Below are 24,064 nucleotides of genomic sequence, written 5' to 3' on the forward strand. Positions count from 1 at the left end.
GTGTCACTTTCGCTTTGGCAGCAGTGTCTTGCCCGATTGCAGGATGAGTTACCTGCCACAGAATTTAGTATGTGGATTCGCCCATTGCAGGCGGAACTGAGTGACAACACCCTGGCGCTGTACGCGCCTAACCGTTTTGTGCTGGATTGGGTTCGCGATAAGTACTTAAACAACATCAATGGTCTGCTGAATGATTTCTGCGGCACGGATGCGCCTTTGCTGCGTTTTGAAGTCGGCAGCAAGCCGATCACGCAGGTGATCAGCCAGACCGTGACCGCCAGCGTCAGCAGCGCCCCCGCAGCCCCGGCGGCACGCACGGCCGCGCCTTCGCGCCCGAGCTGGGACAACGCGGCGGCGCAACCCGAGCTCTCTTACCGCTCCAACGTCAACCCCAAGCACACCTTCGACAACTTCGTCGAGGGTAAGTCCAACCAGCTGGCGCGCGCGGCGGCTCGCCAGGTGGCGGACAACCCGGGCGGCGCCTACAACCCGCTGTTCCTGTATGGCGGCACCGGCCTGGGTAAAACTCACCTGCTGCACGCGGTCGGCAACGGCATCATGGCGCGCAAAGCCAACGCCAAAGTGGTCTACATGCACTCGGAACGCTTCGTGCAGGACATGGTCAAAGCGTTGCAGAACAATGCCATCGAAGAGTTTAAGCGCTACTACCGTTCGGTCGACGCCTTGCTGATCGATGACATCCAATTCTTCGCCAACAAGGAGCGTTCGCAGGAAGAGTTCTTCCATACCTTTAACGCCCTGTTGGAAGGCAATCAGCAGATCATCCTGACCTCGGATCGCTACCCTAAAGAGATCAACGGGGTGGAAGATCGTTTGAAGTCCCGCTTCGGCTGGGGGCTGACGGTGGCGATCGAGCCGCCGGAGCTGGAAACCCGCGTGGCGATCCTGATGAAAAAGGCCGACGAGAACGACATTCGCCTGCCGGGCGAAGTGGCGTTCTTCATCGCCAAGCGCCTGCGTTCCAACGTGCGTGAGCTCGAAGGGGCGCTGAACCGCGTGATCGCCAACGCCAACTTTACCGGCCGGGCCATCACCATCGATTTCGTGCGCGAAGCGCTGCGCGATCTGCTGGCGCTGCAGGAAAAGCTGGTCACCATCGACAATATTCAAAAGACGGTGGCGGAGTATTACAAGATTAAAGTCGCGGATTTGCTGTCCAAGCGGCGTTCGCGATCCGTTGCCCGCCCACGCCAGATGGCGATGGCGCTGGCGAAGGAACTCACCAACCACAGCCTGCCGGAAATCGGCGATGCGTTTGGTGGCCGCGACCATACCACGGTGTTGCACGCCTGCCGGAAAATCGAGCAGCTGCGTGAGGAAAGTCACGACATCAAAGAAGATTTCTCCAATTTAATCAGAACATTATCTTCATAGCGCTATGAAATTTATCGTTGAACGTGAGCATCTGCTAAAACCGCTGCAACAGGTGAGCAGCCCGCTGGGCGGCCGCCCGACCTTGCCGATCCTGGGCAACCTGCTGCTGCAGGTGACGGAAGGCTCCCTGCTGCTGACCGGCACCGATCTGGAGATGGAGATGGTGGCGCGCGTCGCCCTGTCCCAACCGCACGAGCCGGGCGCGACCACCGTGCCCGCGCGTAAATTCTTTGATATCTGCCGTGGCCTGCCGGAAGGGGCGGAGATCGCCGTCACGCTGGAGAGCGAGCGCATGCTGGTGCGGTCCGGCCGCAGCCGCTTCTCGCTGTCCACGCTGCCGGCGGCGGACTTCCCGAACCTGGACGACTGGCAGAGCGAGGTGGAGTTCACCTTGCCGCAGGCGACGCTGAAGCGCCTGATCGAAGCCACCCAGTTCTCGATGGCCCATCAGGACGTGCGTTACTACCTGAACGGCATGCTGTTTGAAACCGAAGGCGAGGAGCTGCGCACCGTCGCGACCGACGGCCACCGCCTGGCGGTGTGCTCGATGCCGATCGGCCAACAGCTGCCTTCGCATTCGGTGATCGTGCCGCGTAAAGGGGTGATGGAGCTGGTGCGTCTGCTGGACGGCGGCGATTCGCTGCTGCAGCTGCAGATCGGCAGCAACAACATTCGCGCCCACGTCGGCGATTTCATCTTCACCTCCAAGCTGGTTGACGGCCGTTTCCCGGACTATCGCCGCGTCTTGCCAAAGAACCCGGATAAAACGCTGGAAGCCGGCTGCGATCTGCTCAAGCAGGCGTTTGCGCGCGCGGCCATTCTCTCGAACGAGAAATTCCGCGGCGTGCGGCTGTACGTCAGCCAGAACCAGCTGAAGATCACTGCCAACAACCCGGAGCAGGAAGAGGCGGAAGAGATCCTCGACGTCAGCTACGACGGCGCGGAGATGGAGATCGGCTTCAACGTCAGCTACGTGCTGGACGTGTTGAACGCGCTCAAGTGTGAAGACGTGCGCCTGCTGTTGACCGACTCGGTCTCCAGCGTGCAGATCGAAGACGGCGCCAGCCAGGCGGCGGCCTACGTTGTCATGCCAATGCGGTTGTAGTCTCGTTACCTTGAATTACAGCACCGTCATCGGTAAAGAGATTGCATGGCTCTGACGCGTTTATTGATTAAAGATTTCCGCAATATCGAGGCGGCGGATTTGGCGCTGGCGCCGGGATTCAACTTCCTGGTCGGCGCCAACGGCAGCGGCAAGACCAGCGTGCTGGAAGCGGTATATACGCTCGGGCACGGCCGCGCCTTTCGCAGCCTGCAGGCCGGTCGGGTGATCCGTCACGACCAGCCGGAGTTCGTGCTGCACGGCCGCATAGAAGGTACGGAGCGCGAGCTGTCGGTAGGATTGAGCAAGAGCCGTCAGGGTGACAGCAAAGTACGCATCGATGGCAGCGACGGCCACAAGGTGGCCGAGCTGGCGCAGCTGCTGCCCATGCAGCTGATCACCCCCGAAGGTTTTACCCTGCTGAACGGCGGGCCGAAATTCCGGCGCGCCTTCCTTGACTGGGGCTGTTTTCATAACGAACCCGGTTTTTTCACCGCCTGGAGCAACCTGAAACGGTTACTGAAGCAGCGCAATGCCGCGCTGCGCCAGGTGAGTCGCTATGCGCAGATCCGCGCCTGGGATCAGGAACTGATCCCGCTCGCGGAGCGCATCAGCGAATGGCGGGCGGAATACAGCGACGCGATCGCCGCGGATATCACCGCGACCTGCGCGCAGTTTCTGCCTGAATTCGCCCTGAGCTTCTCCTTCCAGCGCGGCTGGGACAAAGAGAGCGACTACGGCGAGCTGCTGGAGCGCCAGTTCGAGCGCGACAGGGCGTTGACCTATACCGCGGTGGGGCCGCATAAAGCGGACTTCCGCATTCGTGCCGACGGCACGCCGGTAGAGGATTTGTTATCGCGCGGTCAGCTTAAGCTGCTGATGTGCGCGTTGCGCTTGGCGCAGGGTGAGTTTCTCACCCGGCAGAGCGGGCGGCGTTGCCTGTATCTGATTGATGATTTTGCCTCCGAGCTGGACACCGGCCGTCGCCGGTTGCTGGCCGATCGCCTGAAAGCCACCCAGGCCCAGGTTTTTGTCAGCGCGGTCAGCGCTGAACAAGTGACCGACATGGCCGGTGAAAAGGGCAAGATGTTCCGCGTGGAACAGGGTAAAATAGAGGTTCAACCACAGGACTAAAATGAGCGAGAAACGTTGATGTCGAATTCTTATGACTCCTCAAGTATCAAGGTATTAAAAGGGCTGGATGCGGTGCGCAAGCGCCCGGGCATGTATATCGGCGATACCGATGACGGCACCGGTCTGCACCACATGGTATTCGAGGTTGTGGACAACGCTATCGACGAAGCGCTCGCGGGCCACTGTAGTGACATTCAGGTCACCATCCATGCCGACAACTCGGTATCGGTACAGGATGACGGCCGCGGCATTCCGACCGGCATTCACCCTGAAGAAGGGGTTTCAGCCGCAGAGGTCATCATGACCGTGCTGCACGCCGGCGGTAAATTCGACGACAACTCCTATAAAGTTTCCGGCGGCCTGCACGGCGTGGGCGTCTCGGTGGTTAACGCCCTGTCGGAGAAACTGGAGCTGGTGATCCGCCGCGAAGGCAAAGTACACGAACAGACTTACAGCCACGGCGAGCCACAGGCGCCGCTGAACGTGGTGGGCGAAACCGAACAGACCGGCACCATGGTGCGCTTCTGGCCGAGCCACCAGACCTTCACCAATGTGACCGAATTCGAATACGACATTCTGGCCAAGCGTCTGCGCGAGCTGTCCTTCCTCAACTCCGGCGTGTCTATCCGCCTGAAGGACAAACGCACCGACCGTGAAGACCACTTCCACTACGAAGGCGGCATCAAGGCGTTTGTCGAGTACCTGAACAAGAACAAAACCCCTATCCACCCGAACGTGTTCTACTTCTCCACCGTGAAAGACGATATCGGCGTGGAAGTGGCGCTGCAGTGGAACGACGGTTTCCAGGAAAACATCTACTGCTTCACCAACAACATTCCGCAGCGCGACGGCGGCACGCATCTGGTCGGTTTCCGTACCGCGATGACCCGTACGCTGAACAGCTACATGGAGAAGGAAGGCTACAGCAAGAAGGCCAAGGTCAGCGCCACCGGCGATGACGCGCGTGAAGGTCTGATCGCCGTGGTGTCGGTGAAGGTGCCGGATCCCAAGTTCTCTTCTCAGACCAAGGACAAGCTGGTCTCCTCCGAGGTGAAAACCGCGGTTGAAACGCTGATGAACGAGAAGCTGGTGGATTACCTGATGGAAAATCCAGGCGACGCGAAAATCGTGGTCGGCAAAATCATCGACGCGGCGCGCGCGCGCGAAGCGGCGCGTAAAGCGCGTGAGATGACCCGCCGCAAAGGCGCACTGGATCTGGCCGGCCTGCCGGGCAAACTGGCGGACTGCCAGGAACGCGATCCGGCGCTGTCCGAACTGTACCTGGTGGAAGGGGACTCCGCGGGCGGCTCTGCCAAGCAGGGGCGCAACCGCAAGAACCAGGCTATCTTGCCGCTGAAGGGGAAAATCCTCAACGTCGAGAAAGCGCGTTTCGACAAAATGCTCTCCTCGCAGGAAGTGGCGACGCTGATCACCGCGCTGGGTTGCGGCATTGGCCGCGACGAGTACAGCCCAGACAAGCTGCGTTACCACAGCATCATCATCATGACCGATGCCGACGTCGACGGTTCGCACATCCGTACGCTGCTGTTGACCTTCTTCTACCGCCAGATGCCGGAAATCATCGAGCGTGGCCACGTGTTCATCGCGCAGCCGCCGCTGTACAAGGTGAAGAAAGGCAAGCAAGAGCAGTACATCAAAGATGACGAGGCGATGGATCAGTACCAGATCGCCATCGCGATGGACGGCGCTACGCTGCACACCAATGCCAGCGCACCGGCGCTCGGCGGTGAGCAGCTGGAAAAACTGGTGGCCGAACACTACGGCGTGCAGAAGCTGATTGGCCGCATGGAGCGCCGCTACCCGCGCGCGCTGCTGAACAGCCTGATCTACCAGCCGACGCTGAACGAAGGCGATCTCAGCGATGAAGCCAAGGTGAAAACCTGGATCGCTTCGCTGGTGCAGGCGCTGAACGACAAAGAGCAGCACGGCAGCAGCTATGACTTCGTGATCTTCGAGAACCGTGAGCGCCAGATGTTCGAGCCGGCGCTGCGCATCCGCACCCACGGCGTGGATACCGACTATAAGCTGGACTTCGACTTCATCCACGGCGGCGAATATCGCAAGATCTGCCAGCTGGGCGAGAAGCTGCGCGGGCTGATCGAAGACGGTGCGTTCATCGAGCGTGGCGAACGTCGTCAGCCGGTAGACAGCTTCGAGCAGGCGCTGGAGTGGCTGGTGAAAGAGTCGCGCCGCGGCCTGTCGGTGCAGCGTTATAAAGGTCTGGGCGAGATGAACCCGGAGCAGCTGTGGGAAACCACCATGGATCCGGAAAGCCGCCGCATGCTGCGCGTGACCGTCAAGGACGCCATCGCTGCCGATCAGCTGTTCACCACGCTGATGGGCGATGCGGTTGAACCGCGCCGCGCCTTTATCGAAGAAAACGCCCTGAAAGCGGCGAACATCGATATCTGATGCGTTAATGGCTGTGAAAATCCGCGCCGGGCGACCCGCGCGGATTTTTTTACGCCTTTTCTGGCGCTGACAGCCGAGGCTGAAACGCGTTAGCATGAGAAAAAACCACTGGGAGAAGCGTTGAATGGCTATTGAACTGATTGCGATCGACATGGACGGCACGTTGCTGGATCCGCAGCACCAAATCACGCCGGCGGTAAAGCAGGCTATCGCGGCGGCGCGGCGCAAAGGGGTGCACGTGGTGCTGGCCACCGGGCGGCCTTATGTCGGCGTGCAGGACTATCTGCGCCAGTTGGACATTCAGGGCCCCGGCGATTTCTGTATAACCTATAACGGCGCACTGGTGCTGCGTGCGGTCGACGGCGCCTGCATCCTGCAGGAAACGCTGGGCTTCGAGGACTATCTGCACTTCGAGCAGATGGCGCGCGAGTTCGGCGTTCACTACCAGGCGTTTGATTTCGACACCCTGTATACCCCGAATAAAGACATTGGCAAATACACCATACACGAGGCGGCAATGACCGGTATTCCGCTGAAATACCGCAGCGTGGAGGAGATGGATCGCCAGATGCGTTTCCCTAAAGTGATGATGATCGACGAGCCGGAGCTGCTGGATAGCGCCATTGCGCGCATCCCGGCGGAAACGCGCGAGCGTTACACCATTCTGAAAAGCGCGCCTTACTTCCTCGAAATCCTGCATAAGAACGTCGATAAGGGCGCCGGGGTGAGAATGCTGGCCGAGCACCTCGGCGTGGCGCGGGAAAACATCATGACGCTGGGGGATCAGGCCAACGATACGGCGATGATTGAGTATGCCGGCGTCGGCGTGGCGATGGGCAATGCCATTCCCGAGCTGAAAGCGGTGGCGCAGTTTGTCACCAGCGCCAATACCGAAGACGGCGTGGCGCGCGCCATCGAGAAGTTCGTGCTCAACGGCTGATAAAATGGGGCGCTGCGGCGCCCCTTTATATTGCCGCCAACACCCCTTTGGCGATCTGCAGATCCTGAATCGCCAGCCCGGTAAGATCGGCGATGGTGATGTGCTGCGGCTCGCTTCGCAACCGCCCGCCCTGTGCCAAGAGGGCGCCCATTTCGACGATTGGCGTTGAAGTGAGCCTAGTTTGCCGATAAGCCGTCGCGATCTCGCCGTAGTCAGCACATTGCGCCAGCGCATCGACCAGCAGCGCGTCCGCATTGGCCACCAGATCGGTCGCCAGCTCCTGCTTGCCTGGCGCGTCGGCGCCCACGGCGGTGATGTGCGTGCCGGGCCGGATATCCGCCGCCTGCAAGATCGGTTCGCGGCTGGGCGTGGTGGTCACGATCAGCTGACAGTGCGCCGCCAGCTCCGCCGCGTCCTGCGTGGTCAGCACCCGAAAACCTTCTGCCTCGGCATCGCGCCGATACGCCGTCAGCGCCTGTTCGTTGCGGCCCCACACCCACACCTCGCGGCAGTCGGTCACCGGTTTCAGGCATTGTAGCTGTAGCCGCGCCTGCAGGCCGGTACCGACCATGCCGATCGCCTGAATATGCGGCGGCGCGCACAGCTCGGCGGCGATGCGGCCGGCCAGTGCGGTGCGCAGCGCGGTCATCCAGCCCTCATCCTGCAGCAGCGCCCGGGGTTCGCCGGTCTGGGCGGAGAACGCCATCACCAATCCCTGATTGCTGGCCAGGCCGCGTTCGGCGTTGCGATAGAAACCGGCGGACACCTTGACCACGAACAGCTCGTCGCCTTCCAGCCAGGCGGATTTGATGCAGCAATCGCCGGCGGCCTGTTCGAACAGGAAATGCTGCACCGGCGGCTGTTGCACCTGCCGCTGCGAATAGGCGATAAATCCCTGCTTCAGCAGCGCGGTTATGGCCTCGGCGTCGAACGCGGCGAGGATTTGCTGCTGATTAAGGATGCGCATCGGCGATGGCCTTGAGGTATTTCTCCAGCACGATGTTTTTACCGCACAGCACCACCGCCACTTTTTTCCCCTGATATTCCGGCGACAGCCTGATCGCCGCCGCCAGCGCCACGCCGGCCGCGCCTTCGATAATCCACCGATCGCTGGCGGCGATCCGGCGCATCGCGTGTTTGATCTCTGCCTCGCTGACCAGCACTTTACGGTCGATCAGCTGTTGGCACAGGGGAAAGGTCACGGCGCCCGGCTCGACGCCGCCGGCGGTGCCGTCGGACAGCGTTTCTTGCTCTTCCACCGGGAAGATATGGCCCGCTTCCAGCGCGCTGTACATGCTGGTGGCGTTTTCCGGCCAGCAGGCGATAAGCTGCGTGTTCGGCGACAATTGCCGCAAAACGGTGCCGATACCGGCGATATAGCCACCACCGCCCACCGCCACGAACACGGCGTCCAGACCGGTGAGCTGTTCAACCAGCTCCATGCCGCAGGTGCCCTGGCCGGCGATCACCTGCTCGTCGTTATACGGCGAAATATAGGTTTTTCCCTGTTCGCGGGCGGCCTGTTCCCCGGCCAGTTCGGCGTTCAGCGCATCGCCCGGCACCAATTCCACGGTGCCGCCCAGCGCGCGGATGGTGTCTAGCTTGATGCTCGCCGCCGTCTCTGGCGCATACACCGTGACGCCAACGCCCATCAGCTGCCCCGCCAGGGCGACCGCCTGGCCGTGGTTGCCGGTTGAGGCGGCAATCACGCCGCGCCGGCGTTGTTCGCTATCCAGCAACCGTAGCTTGTTGCTGGCGCCGCGAAATTTAAAGGAGCCGGTGTGTTGCAGATGGTCGCATTTCAGATACAGCTCACAGCCGAGCTGCTGTGAAAGCAGCACGCTGCGCTCCAGGGGCGTGACCCGTACCTGAGGGCGCAGTTGCTGATGGGCAGAAACAATGGCATCGAAGAGGGCGTTCATACCGGCTCCAGAATGTTTTGGACTTAAAAATCCAGTTTGTACTTTTTTGTATTGATTGTAAACCCCGTCGCCCGACCGCCGGGCAACCCGGCCCGCCAGCGGCAACGGCCGGGGAAGAGCATCGCGTTGGCGTTGAAAATAATCATTAACCTGTCGTTTAGCGACACGATTTTTTATTTATTTGCGTTAAGGAAGGCGCTGCCGCTGAATTATTTTGATAAAGGAAATGAGAATGAAAAAAATAGCGCTCGCGGCATCCGCCTATACGGCATGGGCGCCGTTGAGTTTCGCCGCCAGGAATGCAAACGCCTAATCGGCCGCTTATTTCCTGCCGACGCCGTCGTTCGGCTTAAATGATAAGACGCTGAAAAATAATTGCGTCATTTCGAACCGAAAAATCCTCCCGCCTTACCCGCGCAGGCCATGTGAAACGCTGTCGCCGATCCGGTAAGATGGCGACTCAGTGCCGGCATGCGCAGGAGAACCGCCATGAGCCATCGGGAAAAACAACTGACTTTCGACCCTCGCGGGCATCAGTTAACCAATATCAACGTCTGGACGCCGGACAGCCAATGGCTGGCTTATGACGTGCGCCCGCGCGGCGCCTCTTTCACCGGTCTGAGCATCGAGCGGGTCAACGTCGCCAGCGGCGCGGTGGAGGTGGTTTATCGCGCCCAGCACGGCGCCCACGTCGGCGTGGTCACGGTCAGCCCCGATGCGCCGGCGCGCTATGCCTTTATCCACGGTCCGGAGCACCCCGACAGCGCCTGGCAGTATGATTTTCACCACCGCCGCGGGGTGATCGTCAGCGAACCGGATCGCGAGTTGGCCATCACCCTCGACGCGCTGGATATCACCGCCCCCTACACGCCCGGTGCGCTGCGCGGCGGCAGCCATGTGCACGTTTTCAGTCCGGACGGCAGCCGCCTCAGCTTTACCTACAACGACCACGTCATGCACGAACGCGATCCGGCGCGCGATCTGCGCAACGTCGGGGTGGCCGTGCCGCTGCACGGGGTCAATCCGCCGAAACAGCACCCGCGCGAGTATGACGGTAGCCACTATTGCGTGCTGGTCAGCGAGACGGTGCCGCAGCCGCAGCCGGGCAGCGATCAGATCAATCGCGCCTACGAAGAAGGCTGGATCGGCCGCGAGGGTTACCGTAAGGCCGACGGCAGCCGGCAGCGCTGGGCGTTGGCGTTTATCGGCGATACGCTGTCCGCCGCCGGCGAGAAGCTGCCGGAGGTGTTTATTGTCGATCTGCCGGAGAACGATGCCGATTACGCCAGGGCGGGCGCTTTGCCGTTGCAGGGGACGGAAAGCGAGTTGCCGGCGCCGCCGCAGGGCGTCAGGCAGCGGCGGGTAACCTTTACCGGCGATCGTCGTTATCCGGGCGTTGCCGGTGCGCCGCGCCATTGGCTGCGCAGCTCGCCGGACGGCAGCCAAATCGCATTTTTGATGAAGGACGACGGAGGCGTGGTGCAGCTGTGGACGGTGTCGCCGAACGGCGGGGAGCCGCGGCAGGTGAGCCGCAGCGAGCATGACATCCAGTCAGCGTTCAGCTGGCACCCGCAGGGCGGGGCGATTGCCTTGGTGTGCGACAACAGCGTGATGCTGTGCGAGGTCGCCGGCGGCCGCCTGCAGCGTTTAACGCAGCGCAGCGCGCAACCGCCGTCGGCGGATGCCGTGGTGTTTTCACCGGATGGCAAGAAAGTGGCGTTTATGCGCGAGATAGCGGGGTTCAACCAGATCTTTGTGGTTGAGGTGTAAGGCGGGCCTGGCGGCCCGCTGCGTGCGCGATTAGTGGGTGGCGGTGCTGTCGTTGCCTTCGCCGGGATTGCCGGTTGCCGCCAGATTCTGCTGCTCGCTGCGCAGGATGCGCGCTTTTGGCGAGTCTGCGGTGGCGTCGTTGCCGGAACGCAGATAGTCGTAAGGCAGCAGTACGGTGTCCATCACCGCTGAGAACGGCAGATCCAGCGCCACCAGCGGCATCATCGCCCAGCTGGTGTTGTCGTCCTTCAGCATGTCCACGCTGGCGCGGGTGCCGGGGTAGTAACCCTGATTCGGGCCGGTATGGCTCATCACGCTGGAGCAACCGCTGGTCGCCAACAACATGCAGCCCGTCGCTATCGCTTTCATCGTCGTCATTAATCCATCCTGCAGGGTTGCTGTTCCCCTAAATTAAGCTGATTTATAACATCCTGTTGCTGCTTTTAAAGAAGCAAAATCCCGCTCTGTGGCGGCTCTCTCACTTTAGTGTAAGTGGTAAAAAAACTTTCGCCTAATCGGTGCGAAGTTTTTTTGATCCTCGCCTGTTGAATTGATGAAATCAACCCCCATTTTATCATCAGAGCCGAATTGAGAATTCGCCGTAAGGGAATTCTGGCTTAATTAGCCTGTCCAGAGTGGAAGGCGTATTTATTTCAACCTCGCTGAAGTGCCTTAGGAGGCTGTTTTATGCGTAATTTTGATCTTTCCCCGCTATACCGTTCCGCCATTGGCTTCGATCGCCTGTTCAACGCGCTGGAAGCCGGCCAGAGTCAGGGCAACGGCGGTTATCCGCCTTATAATGTCGAGCTGGTGGACGAAAATCATTATCGCATCGCCATCGCGGTAGCCGGGTTTGCCGAGCAGGAGCTGGAGATCACCACGCAAGATAATCTGCTGATCGTGCGCGGGGCGCACAATAACGAACCGGCAGAAAAAACCTATTTATACCAGGGCATCGCCGAGCGTAATTTCGAGCGTAAATTCCAGCTGGCCGAACATATTCAAATTAAAGGCGCCAAACTGGAGAATGGCCTGTTGTATATCGACATGCAACGCATCGTGCCGGAAACATTAAAACCGCGCCGCATCGAAATTAAATAAATTTCCGTTTCGCCGGCAGGTACGCTGCCGGCAAATAATACCTAGCCTGCCGTCAGGGGGCTGAATAAACACATCTCGCTTAATGAAAGGAGTTGTTCCTATGCGTAATTACGATTTATCCCCGCTTCTGCGTCAGTGGATTGGTTTTGATAAATTGGCCAGTTCAATGGGTGGCCAGGAACCCCAAGGGTTCCCAACGTACAACATCGAGAAAAGCGATGACAATCACTACCGCATTTCTCTGGCGCTGGCCGGTTTCCGGCAGAGCGAACTGAATATCGAAGTGGAAGGGCCGCGGTTGACCGTCAGCGGTAAACCTACGCCGCCGGAAAAACAGGTCGAATACTTGCATCAGGGGTTGGTGTGCAAAGAGTTCCAGCTGACCTTCACCCTGGCGGAGCATCTGCAGGTGTCCGAGGCCAAATTTGAAAATGGCCTGCTGCACATCGATCTGGTGCGTCAGGTGCCGGAAGCCTTGCAGCCGCAGCGCATCGCCATCGGTGCGACGCCGGAGCTGGAAGCCAAATAACCGACTGAAAAACGGTCATCATCATGCGGGGGAGATCCAGACGGATCTCCCCCGCTGCGTTATGTGGCGCACGCCACAGTCCCCCCGTCTGTCCGATGTCATAATCCTTGTTAATTGTGTGCTTTTAACCGTGAATTCCCGTTTCAACTTTGGCAAGGATGTGACCTATGAGCGATATCGCCCTGACCGTCAGCATGTTGGCGCTGGCGGCCGTCATTGGGTTGTGGATGGGGAACTGGAAGCTGTACGGCGTTGGACTGGGCATCGGCGGCGTGCTGTTCGGCGGCATCCTGGTCGGTCACTTCGCCCAGAGCGGGCAAATCAGCCTGAACGGGGACATGCTGCACTTTATCCAGGAGTTCGGCCTGATCCTGTTCGTCTACACCATCGGTATTCAGGTCGGCCCCGGTTTCTTCTCTTCGCTGCGCGTCTCCGGTCTGCGTCTCAACGCCTTCGCGGTGCTGCTGGTGCTGACCGGCGGCGTCGTGGCGGCGGCGGTGCACAAGCTGTTCGATGTGCCGCTGCCGATCATCCTCGGCGTGTTCTCCGGCGCGGTCACCAACACTCCGGCGCTGGGTGCCGGTCAACAAATCCTGACCGATCTCGGTTCCGATCCGGCGTTGGTGGACGGGATGGGCATGGGCTACGCCATGGCCTATCCGTTCGGCATATGCGGCATTCTGCTGGTAATGTGGCTGATCCGGCTGTTTTTCCGCATCAACATCGAGCGCGAGGCGCAGGCGTTTGAAAGCAGCCTGGGCAATCAGCGTGAGCTGCTGCACGCCATGAACGTGGCGGTGCGCAATCCCAATCTGCAGGGCATGGCGATCAAGCAGGTGCCGCTGCTCAACGGTGAAGCGATCGTCTGTTCGCGCCTCAAACGCGGGGAGCTGCTGATGGTGCCGGCGCCGCACGAGCGGCTGGAGCTTGGCGACTACCTGCATCTGGTGGGCAAACGCGAAGATCTGGAAAATGCCCGGCTGGTGATCGGCGAAGAGGTGGACGCCTCGCTGTCGACGCGCGGCACCGCGCTGCAGGTGGTGAGGGCGGTGGTGACCAACGAGCAGGTGCTGGGCAAGAAAATCCGCGATCTGAACCTGAAGCAGAAGTATGACGTGGTGATTTCACGCCTCAACCGCGCCGGCGTGGAGCTGGTGGCCGGCAGCAACGTGACGCTGCAGTTCGGCGACATTCTCAACCTGGTCGGTCGACCGGAGGCCATCGACGCGGTGACGGCAATCGTCGGCAACGCCCAACAAAAACTGCAGCAGGTGCAGATGCTGCCGGTCTTTATCGGCATCGGGCTCGGGGTGCTGCTCGGCTCCATTCCGCTGTTCGTGCCCGGCTTCCCGGCGGCATTGCGGCTGGGGTTGGCCGGCGGGCCGCTGGTGGCTGCGCTGATCCTGGGGCGCATCGGCAGCATCGGCAAGCTGTATTGGTTTATGCCGCCGAGCGCCAACCTGGCGCTGCGCGAACTGGGCATCGTGCTGTTTCTGGCGGTGGTTGGATTGAAGTCGGGCGGCAACTTCATCGATACGTTGTTGCACGGCGAGGGGCTGACGTGGGTCGGGTACGGCGCGCTGATCACCGCCATTCCGCTGCTGAGCGTCGGCATTCTGGCGCGCACGGTGGGCAAGATGAACTACCTGACGCTGTCCGGCATGTTGGCGGGATCGATGACCGATCCGCCGGCGCTGGCCTTCGCCAACGGTCTGCATCCTACCAGCGGCGCCGCTGCGCTGTCTTACGCCACCGTGTATCCGCTGGCGATGTTCCTGCGCATCATGTCGCCGCAGCTGCTGGCGGTGCTGTTCTGGACGCTGTAACGCTGCCCGACTACAGCCGGTAAGGCATTAACACGCCGTTGTCAGTGCCGAAATCTTTGGGGTTGCGGGAGATGAGCGTCCGGAACCCCACCTGCGCGGTGGCCCAGATAATGGCGTCCGGCAGCTTCACATGCTGTGAGTGGCGTAGTTCTACGGCGCGTTCGGCAACTTCATCGGTAATAGGCAACAGCAGGAATTGCCCTAAAAACTGGCGCGTTTTCAGCTCCAGCGCCGGCCCCTGTTTTTTGGCACCCACCATCACTTCCATCCAGGTGATGGCGCTAATAGCCGGGTTGATGTGGTATTCGGTCAGAATGTCTTTGGCTTGAGGAATGCCGTTGAGATAATCGATCAGGATATTGGTGTCGAATAGCGCCCGTTGAACCACCATTATTCCCACTCCTCGCGCTGACGATTTTCGTAGTCTACGCCATCGCCCATTGCCCCGGACCAGAGCCCGAAAGCATTGCTGGGATCTTCAACGTGGTTCTCCGTCAGATAACGGGAGACGGCCTGACGGATGATTTCGGCCCGGGGAACGTGGCGGATATTTTTCAGATTGTCGAGCTGCCGCAGGTCTTCTTCAGGTAAATCGATCACGATGCGGGTCATCGCTAGCCCTCCAAAAAAAAGATATACGATATATGCATCGTATATCTTTATCGGTCGATTTTCAATCAGCTGGCGTTAGCCTTCCTGATGCGCGCGTTCGATCTCTTCCGCCAGGATCGCCACGCCGCGCTCGATTTTCTCCGGGTCGGGCACGTAGTTCATGCGCATGCACTGGTGGGTGTGCGGCCAGTCGTGCTCCAGCCCCGGGAAGAAGTAGTGGCCTGGCACCATCAGCACGCCACGCTTTTTCAGGCGCTGATACAGCACTTCGGTGGTGATCGGCAGATCCTTGAACCACAGCCAGAGGAAGATAGCCCCTTCCGGTTTGTGGATCAGGCAGCGCTCCGGCGGCAGGTAGCGGCGGATAATCTCGATGGTGTGCTCGACGCGCTGTTTGTAGAACGGGCGAATCACCTCGTTCGACAGGCGCAGCAGATCGCCGCGTGCGATCATTTCCGTCGCCATCGCCGGCCCCATGCTGCCCGGCGACAGGCTGATGATGCCGTTCATGTTGGTCAGCGCGGTGATCACCTTCTCGTCGGCGATCACGATGCCGCAGCGCGAGCCCGGCAGGCCGAGCTTGGACAGGCTCATGCACAGGATGGTGTTCGGGTTCCACAGCGGCGTGGCGTCGCTGAAGATGATGCCGGGGAAAGGCACGCCGTAGGCGTTGTCGATCACCAGCGGAATATCGCGCTGCTGTGCCAGCAGGTCGAGCTTCATCAGCTCTTCGTCGGTGATCACGTTGCCGGTCGGGTTGGTCGGCCGTGAAACGCAGATCATGCCGATGTCGTCGCCGATGGTGAGGTGTTCGAAATCAACGTGATACTTGAACTGGCCGTCCGGCAGCAGCTCGATGTTCGGCTTGGCGGAGACGAACAGCCCTTCGTCCAGCCCGGCGTCGGCATAGCCGATATATTCCGGCGCCAATGGGAACAGCACGCGGCGGCGCGAACCGTCGGCATAGCGGCCGGCGAACAGGTTGAACAAGTAGAAAAACGCGCTTTGGCTGCCGTTCGTCAGTGCAATATTCTGTGGCGAAATCTCCCAGCCGAGCTCGTCACGCAGCAGATTGGCCAGCGCTTTCAGCAGCGCGTCCTTGCCTTGCGGGCCGTCGTAGTTGCACAGCGCTTCGGTCAGTTTGCCCTGATCGAGCATCTCCTGGCACAGCTGTTTGAAGTAGGCTTCCATCTCTGGGATCTGCGCCGGGTTGCCGCCGCCGAGCATGATGGCACCGGGGGTGCGCAGGCCTTCGTTCAGGTCGTCCATCAAACGGGTAATGCCCGCATAACGGGTAAATTTTTCGCCGAAAAGTGAGAAAGTCATAGGTGCAGCAGTACTGTTTCTTAGCAGGTAATCCCCCACCATACCGCCAGACAAATCCCGCTGCAACGCGGCCGACAAATCGACCAATGGGCACAAACTTCGCCCATTGGCCGATTAGCAGCATATTACGCTGGATTATTGTGACCGTTCGCCGGCCCACACCACCATCACCTTATCGTCGCCGAGCCGGCGGCTGAAGGCGTAGTAGGCGGCGTGCGGCTGCGGGGTTTGCACGCCGCCGCCGATCGCCGGGTGGCGAGCGCGGAACTGCCCCAACCGTTGCCAGTGGGCCAGCAGCGGGGCTTTTTCCCCCTGCAGCTCGCGCCAGTTCATGTCGGAGCGGGTGCCCTGCAGCGGATCGGAACCGGTTGGGCCGAGCGGGCGGCCGCTTTCATCGCCGTAGTAAATCTGCACCGCGCCCGGCGCCAGCAACAGCAGGTTCGCCGCCCGCTGTTGCAGCGGCAGCGAGCCTTTGGCGTCGCTGGCGAAGAACAGCCGGGTGTCATGTGAAGAGAGGTAGCTCAGCACGTTGAAATCCTGCAGCCGCTCGGCCATCTGCCGGTAGGTGGCGTCGATGTCGGCGAAGCAGCCCAATGCCTGCGCCGCCTGGTCCTGGAAGTCGAAGTTGATCATCGCGTCGAAGCCGTTTTGGTAATAGTCGCTTTTCATCACCCCGTGGCCCCAGGCCTCGCCGGTCATCCAAAACGGCGCGTCATCCAGCGCCTGCTGCGGATGCTCCGCTTTCCACGCCGCTAATGCCGCCGTGGCGCGCTGTTTCAACAGCGCCAGCGTCGGTTTTTCCACGTGCTTGGCGGTATCGACGCGGAAACCGTCGATGCCGTAATCGCGCACCCACTGGCTGAGCCAGACGGTCAGGTAATCGCGGGTGGTGGCGCCGGGAATGTCGCGCGCGGCGGTGTCGGGTTTGTGGCGATAGAACAGCGGCAGGCCGCTGGCGCCGGGCGCTTCGGTTTTGATGTCCGGCAGGAAGGCCAGCGACATCGTCAGGTCGTCATAGCCCGGTGAGTCATAGTCGCTGATGTCGGTGCGGATCCAGTTTTTCCCCCACCATTGGCGCCAGCCCGCTTTGTCGCTGAAGTTGATGTAGTCGTTGAAGCTGTGCCAGTTTTGCCCCGGTCCGGGGCGCCAGTCGCTCCAGTTTTTCCCCAGGGTTTTCTCCACCTCTGTACCTTGCAGATACAGCGAGCCGAAGTGGAACGTCTGCATATCCGCCAGCGTGGCGTAACCGACATGGTTCACCACCACGTCGAACAGAATGCGAATGCCGCGCCGATGCGCCTGCTCGACCAGCGTGCGCAGCTCCTGTTCGGTGCCCATGTTGGCGTCGAGGCGAGTCCAGTCCAGCGCGTAATAGCCGTGATAGGCGTAATGCGGGAAATCGCCTTTGGTGCCGCCGCCAACCCAGCCGTGGATCTGCTCCAGCGGCGAGCTGATCCACAAGGCGTTGACGCCCAGCTGCTGCAGATAATCCAGCTTCTGCGTCAGGCCGGCCAGATCGCCGCCGTGAAAGGTGCCTATTTCCTGCAGGCCGTCGCTGCGGCGCCCGTAGCTGTGGTCATTGGCCGGGTTGCCGTTCTCAAAGCGATCGGTCAGCACGAAGTAAACCGTGGCGTTATGCCAGCTGAACGCCGCCGGTTTCGCCGTGGCGGCGGATTCCAGCAGCAACAGGCCGCCGCTGGCGGCGGCGGGCTGCAGCGTGATTTTCCCCTGGCTCACCTGCGCCGTTTGACCGGAATAGAAATCGCGCAGCGTTTCGCCTTCGGCGAAGGTGGAGGCGACGTCGACCGTGACCGGCTTGCCGTCCCAGCGCGGGCAGCTGCGGACGGCAACGGCGGTGCTTTCCGGCGCGCTGCTCAGGCTGAGCTGCAGCGTCGGCGTGCCGCTGCGGGTGTCGATACGCACCTGATAGTCGCCGGCGCGGAACTGCCGCCAGCTGACCGGCGGATGAGTGCCGCAGGGCTGCAGCGACAGCGTCTGGTTAAGCTTCACCGCCTCGGCCGGCTGCCAGCAATGGTTATCCTGATACAGCCGCAGCGGCAGCTGGCCTTTGGGCAGCGCGGCCTGGCTGGCGAACAGCCCGGCGGCCGTTTCGTCGAAGGCCGGGAAGCCCGGCAGCGTCCAGCCGGCCAGCGCCGAAGGCGACAGCAGCATCAACAAGGGCAGGGGTAACAGTTTCATGGCTCTCCTTACGCGCGGCAGGAAGCGTTTTTTCGCAGGGTAGCGCCCAGTGTGGCAAACGGTGGAAAAATGGCCTCCTCCCTGCGGGGGGTTTTCGGGGGTGGAGAGGAAGGGCGGAGCGTTTTCGGATTGATTCGGCTTGGCTTTGCGCGCGCGCTGCGGCAGATTAAACGATGAACATCAAAGGAGGTTAGCGATGACGGACAAAAACTGGCGAGAAGAGATCGTTCAGGCAATTCAGGATGCCGAATTGCAGCACTTCGCCGAAGAACATCAGCTGCAGGCGCTGTTCGCACCGCAGCAGGAAGAGCAACACGGCCGGTTATCCGCAGAGCACCGGCCGCGCTGAGTTATTTCCGCAACAGCTGCGGGTTGACGCAGTTTTCTTTCACCGTGCCGGTCAACGCGGCGATCAAATTATCCACCGCGCAGGCGGCCATGCCGTAGCGCGTTTCATGGGTGGCGGAGCCGATGTGCGGCAACGCCACCACGTTCGGCATGCTGAGCAGCGGCGAGTTGGCCGGCAGCGGCTCTTTCTCGAACACGTCCAACCCGGCGGCGTGGATCACGCCGTTTTGCAGCGCTTCGATCAGCGCCTGCTCATCCACCACCGGCCCGCGGCCGGCGTTGATCAGAATGCCGCTTTTCTTCATTTTCGCCAGCTGTTCGCGGCCGATCATGTGGAAGGTTTGTTCGGTCAGCGGCAGCGTGATGCAAACGAAATCCGACTCGGCCAGCAGGGTGTCCAGATCGCAGCGGCGCGCGTTGAAGCGCTGTTCCGCCTCTTCATGCGTGCGGCGGGCGTTGTACAGCACCGGCATGCCGAAGCCGAAATGCGCGCGCTGCGCCAGCGCCAGGCCGATGCGCCCCATGCCGAGGATGCCGATGGTTTTATGGTGCACGTCGACGCCGAACCAGTCCGGCCCGATGCTGCCGCGCCATTCGCCGGCCTTCACCCGCTCGGCCACTTCCACCACCCGGCGCGCGGTCGCCAGCACCAGGCTCATGATGGTGTCGGCGACGGTTTCGGTCAGCACCGTCGGGGTGTGCATCAGCAGCACGTTATGGGCGTTGAGCGCCTCGACGTCGAAGTTGTCGTAGCCGACGGAAACGGTCGAGGCCGCGCGCAGTTTGGGTGCCTGCTGCAGGAAGGCTTCGTCAATTTTACCGCCGGAACCGATGATCCCTTCGGCCTGCTGCAGCGCCTGGCGCAGTTCGTCGCGGTTCTCCGGCTGCAGGCCGTTGAAGGCGTGCACGGTGAAGTGCTGTTCCAGACGTTCACGCAGATCGGCAGGCAGGCTTTTGTACAATACGATAGAAGGCTTCATCACGAACTCCAGCTGGGCCAAAGGGGGCATGGCGCCCCCCCGGTTGGGTTAACAGATAAAAAGTATAACCGGATCAAGCCAATTGTGGCTGGATCTCGTTGCGGGCGGGTTTGACGATCAGCGTCAGCACCACCGCCACCACCAGTGCGATGGCCATAAACATGTAAGAGGCCGCCGGGCTGCCGGTGGCGCCATTCAGATAGCCGACGAACCACGAACCGAAGAACGACCCCAGCGCGCCCATGCTGTTGATCAGCGCCATGGCGCCCCCGGCGACGTTTTTCGGCAGCATTTCCGGAATGATGGCGAAGAACGGCCCGTAGGGGGCGTACATCGCGGCGCCGGCGACCACCAGCAGGCCGTAGGAGATCCAGAAGTGGTTGGTGCCGACGGCGTAAGAGCCGAAGAACGCCAGCGCGCCGATCAGTAGCAGCGGCCAGACGAACAGCTTGCGGTTTTGCATTTTGTCCGACGCCCAGGAGACCACGATCATGGCGATGGTCGCCGCCAGGTAAGGCACCGCCGACAGCCAGCCGGCTTCCACCATGCCCATCTGCATGCCGCTGCGCAGGATAGAAGGCAGCCACAGCACGAAGCCGTACACGCCGATGCTCCAGGCGAAGTACTGCACGCACAGCAGGATCACGTTGCGCGAACGGAAGGCTTCGCCGTAGTTGCGCACGGCCTTGATGCCTTTCTGCTCTTCGTCCAGCTGCTGTTGCAGCGCCTGTTTCTCCTCGACGCTTAGCCAGCCGGCCTGCGCCGGTTTGTCTTTCGCCAGCACCCACCAGCAGAACGCCCAGATAACCGCCGGAATGCCCTCGATGATGAACATTTCACGCCAGCCGAAGGCGTGGATCAGGTAGCCGGACACCACCGACATCCACAGCACCGTCACCGGGTTGCCGAGGATCAGGAAGGTATTGGCGCGTGAGCGCTCCGATTTGGTGAACCAGTTGCTGATGTAGATCAGCATCGCCGGCATCACCGCCGCTTCCACCACGCCGAGGATAAAGCGGATGGCGGCCAACATCGGGATATTGCTGACCACGCCGGTCAGCGAGGCGCAACCGCCCCACAGGATCAGGCACCAGAAGATCAATTTTTTGACGCTGCGGCGTTCGGCGTAGATGGCGCCGGGAATTTGGAAGAAGAAATAACCGAGGAAAAACAGCGCACCCAGCAGCGAGGCCATGCCTTTGGTGATGCCGAGATCTTCATTGATGCCGGCGGCAGAGGCGAAGCTGAAGTTGGCGCGATCGAGATAGGCCAGGCTGTAGGTGATAAACACGATGGGCATGATGTACCACCAGCGTTTGGCCGCGACAGTCGCTTTGTTCATGTTCAGTATCCTTCAGTGGTGTTGCATCCCCTTCGCCCGGCACGCTGGGCATGCAAGACAAAGGGGCAGATGCTCTCCCGACGCGTCCCGGTTGTAGGGCCAGAGGCTGACGTCATGCGGAGAAGTCGTTTTTTTATTGTTATTCGGCCAGCGCCGCGCGGGTTGGCAGGCCTTCGCTGTCGCCGATGGCCTGGATCGCCAGCGAACCGATTTTGTTGCCGCGCTGCACCGCCTGTATCAGCGTTTTTCCTTCCAGCAGGGCGCTGAGGGTGCCGACGGCAAAGCCATCACCGGCACCGACGGTATCCACCACGTTGTCGACCTTCACTGCGGCCACTGCCGCCTTGTCGCCGGCGGCGGTTTTAAACCAGGCGCCGTCCGGGCCGGTTTTGATGATCACCGCCTGCACGCCACGTTCCAGATAGAAATCGGCGATGCCTTCCGGCGTCGATTGGCCGGTGAGGATCTGCCCCTCTTTCAGCCCCGGCAGTACCCAGTCGGCGGCGAATGCCAGCTGGTTCAGCTGCTCGATCATCACCTCGCGGCTAGGCCACAGCACCGGACGCAGGTTGGGGTCGAACGAAATGGTTTTGCCCATGGCGCGCATTTCGCGCGCCGCATGGTGGCACAGGGCCAGCGACTCGCTGGACAGCGCCGCTGCAACGCCGCTCAGGTGCAGGTGGCGTGCGGAACCGAAATACTCAGGGTTGAAATCGGCGACCGACAGGTGGCTGGCCGCCGAGCCTTTGCGAAAGTATTCCACGCTGGGATCGGTACCATCGGTGGTTTTGGATTTCACCTGAAAGCCGGTCGGATAGTGGCCGTCGACCGTCACCTGCCGGTAGTTGATGCCTTCTTTTTTCAGCTGCTGCAGGGTGAAGCGGCCAAACGAATCGTTGCCGACGCGGCTGACCCAGCCGACGTTCATGCCCAGACGCGCCAGGCCGATCGCCACGTTCAATTCGGCGCCGGCGATGCGTTTGGTGAAGGTTTCCACCTCCGCCAAATCGCCGGTTTGCGCCGCCACGAACATCGCCATGGCTTCGCCCAGCGTGACCACATCCAGGGGCGCCTGCTGCGCCGTCGTTGCCGTTAACGTTGTCATCATGGGGTTACTCCGCACGCAAGATATTGACGTAATGGCGGGTGACGGCTTCCAGATCATCGCCCTGCAACGGGAATTCGATGCCGCGCGGCGCATCGTGCGGCAGGCGGGCCAGCAGATCGCGCCAGCTGCCGTCGGTATCGTCCAGCGCGACGGCGCGCCAGCCGCGCGGGCCTTGGGTGGCGGCTTTGACGTGCACGTAACCGACGTGGCGGGCCAGGCGTTCGGCGGCGGCGAAGGCGTCTTGCCCCACCCACAGCCAGTTGGCCATATCGAAGGTCATGCTGACCGGCAGGTGGCTATCTTCCGCGGCGTGGAAAAAGGCGTTCAGCATCGACAAAATGCCGCAGTCCGTCGTCTGATCGTTCTCGACCACCAATTTGACCGGGTGCTGCTCCAGCGCCACTTTCAGCTCGGTAAAATCGAAGCCGGGGCGGAAATGGCCGAGGGACAGCTTCAACCGGCGCGCGTTCAGCGCCTGCGCTTCTGCCAGCAGCGCAGGCAGGTTGGGGTTCAGCGTATGTTGCGGGGTGAACAGCGCCTCAGGGGCGGAGTAGACGGCGAACAGCTGCTGGCGATCGATCTCTTGCGCCAGGGCCGGCAGGCTGTCCAGTTCGCCGGCGGCGAACAGTTCGCGGCGGATCTCGACCCCGTCGGCGCCTGCGCCGGCGATGATGGGCAACAGCGCGCGCTGGCCGCCGTGTTGTTTGACGGTATCGGTGCCGTAGGCGCCGGTGACCACGATGATTTCTGTTTTCATTTTGACTCCTGAGGCGGCATTGTCGCCGCCGCTGCTGTTACCGGTACGTTAAATGGAACCGGTTCCAGCGGAAAGCGACAGAGTGTAAAAATATGATCGCAATCACGAAGCTGAGCAAAAAATAGCCGATGAGGGCGGGGCGGGCAACGGCCCTGGAGAAGGCGGGTTAGCGGGTGGTGGAGCCGCGGACGATCAGCTCGCCGGAGAACATCTGCTCGCCGCTGGGGGCGGCCAGGCCCTGAATGCGCTGCACCAGCCGCTCCAGCGCCGCGTGCCCCATTTGGTAGGTGGGCTGTTTCAGCGTGGTGATGCCGACGCCCGCCAGCTCCGCCCACTCCAGCTCGTCGAAGCCCAGCAGGCCGATGTCGTTGCCCCATTGAATGCCGAGCCGGCGCATGGCGCGCGCCACCTGCAGCGTCAGGGCGCCGTTAGCGGAGATCACCGCCTTGCGCATGCCGCGATGGCGGCCGCTGAAATCGCTCAGCACCTGCTCCAGCTTCTGCCGATCGTTGAGCGGCGTTTCGGCCTGCTCCGCCAACAGCGTGGGGTGCTGCGCCATGGTGTGTCTGAAAGCGTGCAGGCGTTCGAGACGGGTATTGACCGTACCGAGCGGCTCGCTGAGGAACAGGATTGCTTCGAAACCTTGTTGCAGCAGATGTTCGGTGGCGACGGTGGCGGCTTCGCGGTTGTTCAGGCCCACCACGTCGCAGGCGAAGTCGGGGATTTTGCGGTCGATCAGTACCATCGGCAGCATCGACTGTTGCAGCGTGGATAACGCTTCCTCGCGCATGCCGACCGCGTTGACCACGATGCCTTCCACCCGGTAACTGCTGAGCAGCTGCAGGTAGTGCTGTTCCTGATTGACTTCGTTGTTGGTGTTACACACCAGCAGGGTAAAGCCGTGCTGGCGGCAGGCGGCCTCGATGCCGCGCATCACGTCCACCGAATAAGGGTTGGTGATATCGGCGAGGATCAGGCCGATGAGGCGGGTCTGGCCGCCTTTCAGGCTGCGCGCCATCTGGCTTGGCCGGTAGTCGAGCTGCCGGATCGCCTGTTCGATGCGCTGTTTGAGATCGTCGGAAAGCAGGTGTTGTTCACCATTCAGATAGCGCGACACGCTGGTCTTGCCGGTTTTGGCGATGTTGGCCACATCGCTGATGGTGGCGCGCCCTGAGGCGCGCGTTGCCTTGACAGTGCTCACAGCCGATCCCTCCTGCGGTTAATTGCCAAGGAGACTACC

23 protein-coding genes are annotated in these 24,064 nt (G+C 61.3%); 11 read left to right on the plus strand and 12 right to left on the minus strand.

Translation table 11 applies throughout. The features are described 5' to 3' along the window. From dnaA to yidA, 5 genes are all read left to right on the plus strand, one after another. A complete protein-coding gene (gene dnaA, locus V8N38_RS00005) occupies window positions 1–1,395 on the plus strand; it encodes a chromosomal replication initiator protein DnaA (RefSeq protein ID WP_004933889.1) in 1,395 nt (464 codons plus the stop codon). 4 nt (window positions 1,396–1,399) lie between these two features. Continuing rightward, on the plus strand, window positions 1,400–2,500 hold the full coding sequence (gene dnaN, locus V8N38_RS00010) for a DNA polymerase III subunit beta (protein ID WP_004933892.1): 1,101 nt from the start codon (window positions 1,400–1,402) through the stop codon (window positions 2,498–2,500). 45 nt (window positions 2,501–2,545) lie between these two features. Continuing rightward, complete coding sequence (recF, locus tag V8N38_RS00015; protein ID WP_033636531.1) at window positions 2,546–3,631, plus strand: DNA replication/repair protein RecF; 1,086 nt, start codon at window positions 2,546–2,548, stop codon at window positions 3,629–3,631. 18 nt (window positions 3,632–3,649) lie between these two features. Continuing rightward, window positions 3,650–6,064, plus strand: a complete 2,415-nt coding sequence (gene gyrB, locus V8N38_RS00020) for a DNA topoisomerase (ATP-hydrolyzing) subunit B (protein WP_147840597.1) — start codon at window positions 3,650–3,652, stop codon at window positions 6,062–6,064. Window positions 6,065–6,188: 124 nt separating this feature from the next. After that, window positions 6,189–7,004, plus strand: coding sequence for a sugar-phosphatase (gene yidA, locus V8N38_RS00025; protein WP_087762483.1), 816 nt, complete (start codon window positions 6,189–6,191; stop codon window positions 7,002–7,004). Between the two features lie 25 nt (window positions 7,005–7,029). Here yidA and V8N38_RS00030 read toward each other — a convergent pair whose 3' ends face one another. Beyond that, on the minus strand, window positions 7,030–7,971 hold the full coding sequence (locus tag V8N38_RS00030) for an ornithine cyclodeaminase family protein (RefSeq protein WP_147840596.1): 942 nt from the start codon (window positions 7,969–7,971) through the stop codon (window positions 7,030–7,032). After that, on the minus strand, window positions 7,958–8,926 hold the full coding sequence (locus V8N38_RS00035) for a threonine/serine dehydratase (RefSeq protein ID WP_147840595.1): 969 nt from the start codon (window positions 8,924–8,926) through the stop codon (window positions 7,958–7,960). Before V8N38_RS00035 ends, V8N38_RS00030 begins: the two co-directional genes overlap by 14 nt. 36 nt (window positions 8,927–8,962) lie before the next feature. Here V8N38_RS00035 and V8N38_RS00040 point away from each other — a divergent pair, with 36 nt between their 5' ends. Further along, a complete protein-coding gene (locus tag V8N38_RS00040; RefSeq protein ID WP_147840594.1) occupies window positions 8,963–9,283 on the plus strand; it encodes a hypothetical protein in 321 nt (106 codons plus the stop codon). A gap of 132 nt (window positions 9,284–9,415) precedes the next feature. Then, a complete protein-coding gene (locus tag V8N38_RS00045) occupies window positions 9,416–10,696 on the plus strand; it encodes a DUF3748 domain-containing protein (protein WP_055316928.1) in 1,281 nt (426 codons plus the stop codon). Window positions 10,697–10,726: 30 nt separating this feature from the next. Here V8N38_RS00045 and V8N38_RS00050 read toward each other — a convergent pair whose 3' ends face one another. Continuing rightward, window positions 10,727–11,074, minus strand: coding sequence for a YceK/YidQ family lipoprotein (locus V8N38_RS00050; RefSeq protein ID WP_016929593.1), 348 nt, complete (start codon window positions 11,072–11,074; stop codon window positions 10,727–10,729). 309 nt (window positions 11,075–11,383) lie between these two features. Between V8N38_RS00050 and ibpA the strand changes: the two genes are divergently transcribed. From ibpA to V8N38_RS00065, 3 genes are all read left to right on the plus strand, one after another. Continuing rightward, window positions 11,384–11,797, plus strand: coding sequence for a small heat shock chaperone IbpA (gene ibpA / locus V8N38_RS00055; protein WP_004933919.1), 414 nt, complete (start codon window positions 11,384–11,386; stop codon window positions 11,795–11,797). A gap of 100 nt (window positions 11,798–11,897) precedes the next feature. Next, window positions 11,898–12,326 (plus strand): small heat shock chaperone IbpB, encoded by a 429-nt coding sequence (ibpB, locus tag V8N38_RS00060; protein ID WP_147840593.1) that lies wholly within the window; start codon window positions 11,898–11,900, stop codon window positions 12,324–12,326. A gap of 167 nt (window positions 12,327–12,493) precedes the next feature. Continuing rightward, window positions 12,494–14,152: a putative transporter gene (locus V8N38_RS00065; protein WP_047729572.1), complete on the plus strand. Its 1,659-nt coding sequence runs from the start codon at window positions 12,494–12,496 to the stop codon at window positions 14,150–14,152. Window positions 14,153–14,162: 10 nt separating this feature from the next. On the opposite strand, the gene V8N38_RS00070 is transcribed toward V8N38_RS00065, so the two are convergent. From V8N38_RS00070 to V8N38_RS00085, 4 genes are all read right to left on the minus strand, one after another. After that, a complete protein-coding gene (locus tag V8N38_RS00070; protein ID WP_147840592.1) occupies window positions 14,163–14,543 on the minus strand; it encodes a type II toxin-antitoxin system VapC family toxin in 381 nt (126 codons plus the stop codon). After that, on the minus strand, window positions 14,543–14,764 hold the full coding sequence (locus tag V8N38_RS00075; RefSeq protein WP_004933932.1) for a ribbon-helix-helix domain-containing protein: 222 nt from the start codon (window positions 14,762–14,764) through the stop codon (window positions 14,543–14,545). Before V8N38_RS00075 ends, V8N38_RS00070 begins: the two co-directional genes overlap by 1 nt. Before the next feature lie 75 nt (window positions 14,765–14,839). Continuing rightward, complete coding sequence (locus tag V8N38_RS00080; RefSeq protein ID WP_060441256.1) at window positions 14,840–16,090, minus strand: valine--pyruvate transaminase; 1,251 nt, start codon at window positions 16,088–16,090, stop codon at window positions 14,840–14,842. Between the two features lie 135 nt (window positions 16,091–16,225). Further along, entirely contained in the window at window positions 16,226–18,289 is a 2,064-nt protein-coding gene (locus V8N38_RS00085; protein WP_147840591.1) for an alpha-amylase, read from the minus strand. A 196-nt stretch (window positions 18,290–18,485) separates the two neighbouring features. Here V8N38_RS00085 and V8N38_RS00090 point away from each other — a divergent pair, with 196 nt between their 5' ends. Beyond that, a complete protein-coding gene (locus V8N38_RS00090) occupies window positions 18,486–18,638 on the plus strand; it encodes a hypothetical protein (protein ID WP_187181583.1) in 153 nt (50 codons plus the stop codon). A gap of 1 nt (window position 18,639) precedes the next feature. On the opposite strand, the gene ghrB is transcribed toward V8N38_RS00090, so the two are convergent. From ghrB to V8N38_RS00115, 5 genes are all read right to left on the minus strand, one after another. Then, entirely contained in the window at window positions 18,640–19,617 is a 978-nt protein-coding gene (gene ghrB / locus V8N38_RS00095; RefSeq protein WP_060424337.1) for a glyoxylate/hydroxypyruvate reductase GhrB, read from the minus strand. Window positions 19,618–19,690: 73 nt separating this feature from the next. Beyond that, entirely contained in the window at window positions 19,691–20,959 is a 1,269-nt protein-coding gene (locus V8N38_RS00100) for an MFS transporter (RefSeq protein WP_147840590.1), read from the minus strand. A gap of 139 nt (window positions 20,960–21,098) precedes the next feature. Next, window positions 21,099–22,064, minus strand: a complete 966-nt coding sequence (locus V8N38_RS00105) for a sugar kinase (RefSeq protein WP_038876064.1) — start codon at window positions 22,062–22,064, stop codon at window positions 21,099–21,101. A 7-nt stretch (window positions 22,065–22,071) separates the two neighbouring features. After that, a complete protein-coding gene (locus V8N38_RS00110) occupies window positions 22,072–22,824 on the minus strand; it encodes a sugar phosphate isomerase/epimerase family protein (protein WP_147840589.1) in 753 nt (250 codons plus the stop codon). Window positions 22,825–22,990: 166 nt separating this feature from the next. Continuing rightward, window positions 22,991–24,025: a LacI family DNA-binding transcriptional regulator gene (locus V8N38_RS00115; RefSeq protein WP_060424330.1), complete on the minus strand. Its 1,035-nt coding sequence runs from the start codon at window positions 24,023–24,025 to the stop codon at window positions 22,991–22,993. Window positions 24,026–24,064 lie beyond the last annotated feature (39 nt).

The sequence above is a fragment of the Serratia nevei genome (genome assembly GCF_037948395.1).
In the GTDB taxonomy this organism is placed as follows: Bacteria; Pseudomonadota; Gammaproteobacteria; order Enterobacterales; family Enterobacteriaceae; genus Serratia; species Serratia nevei.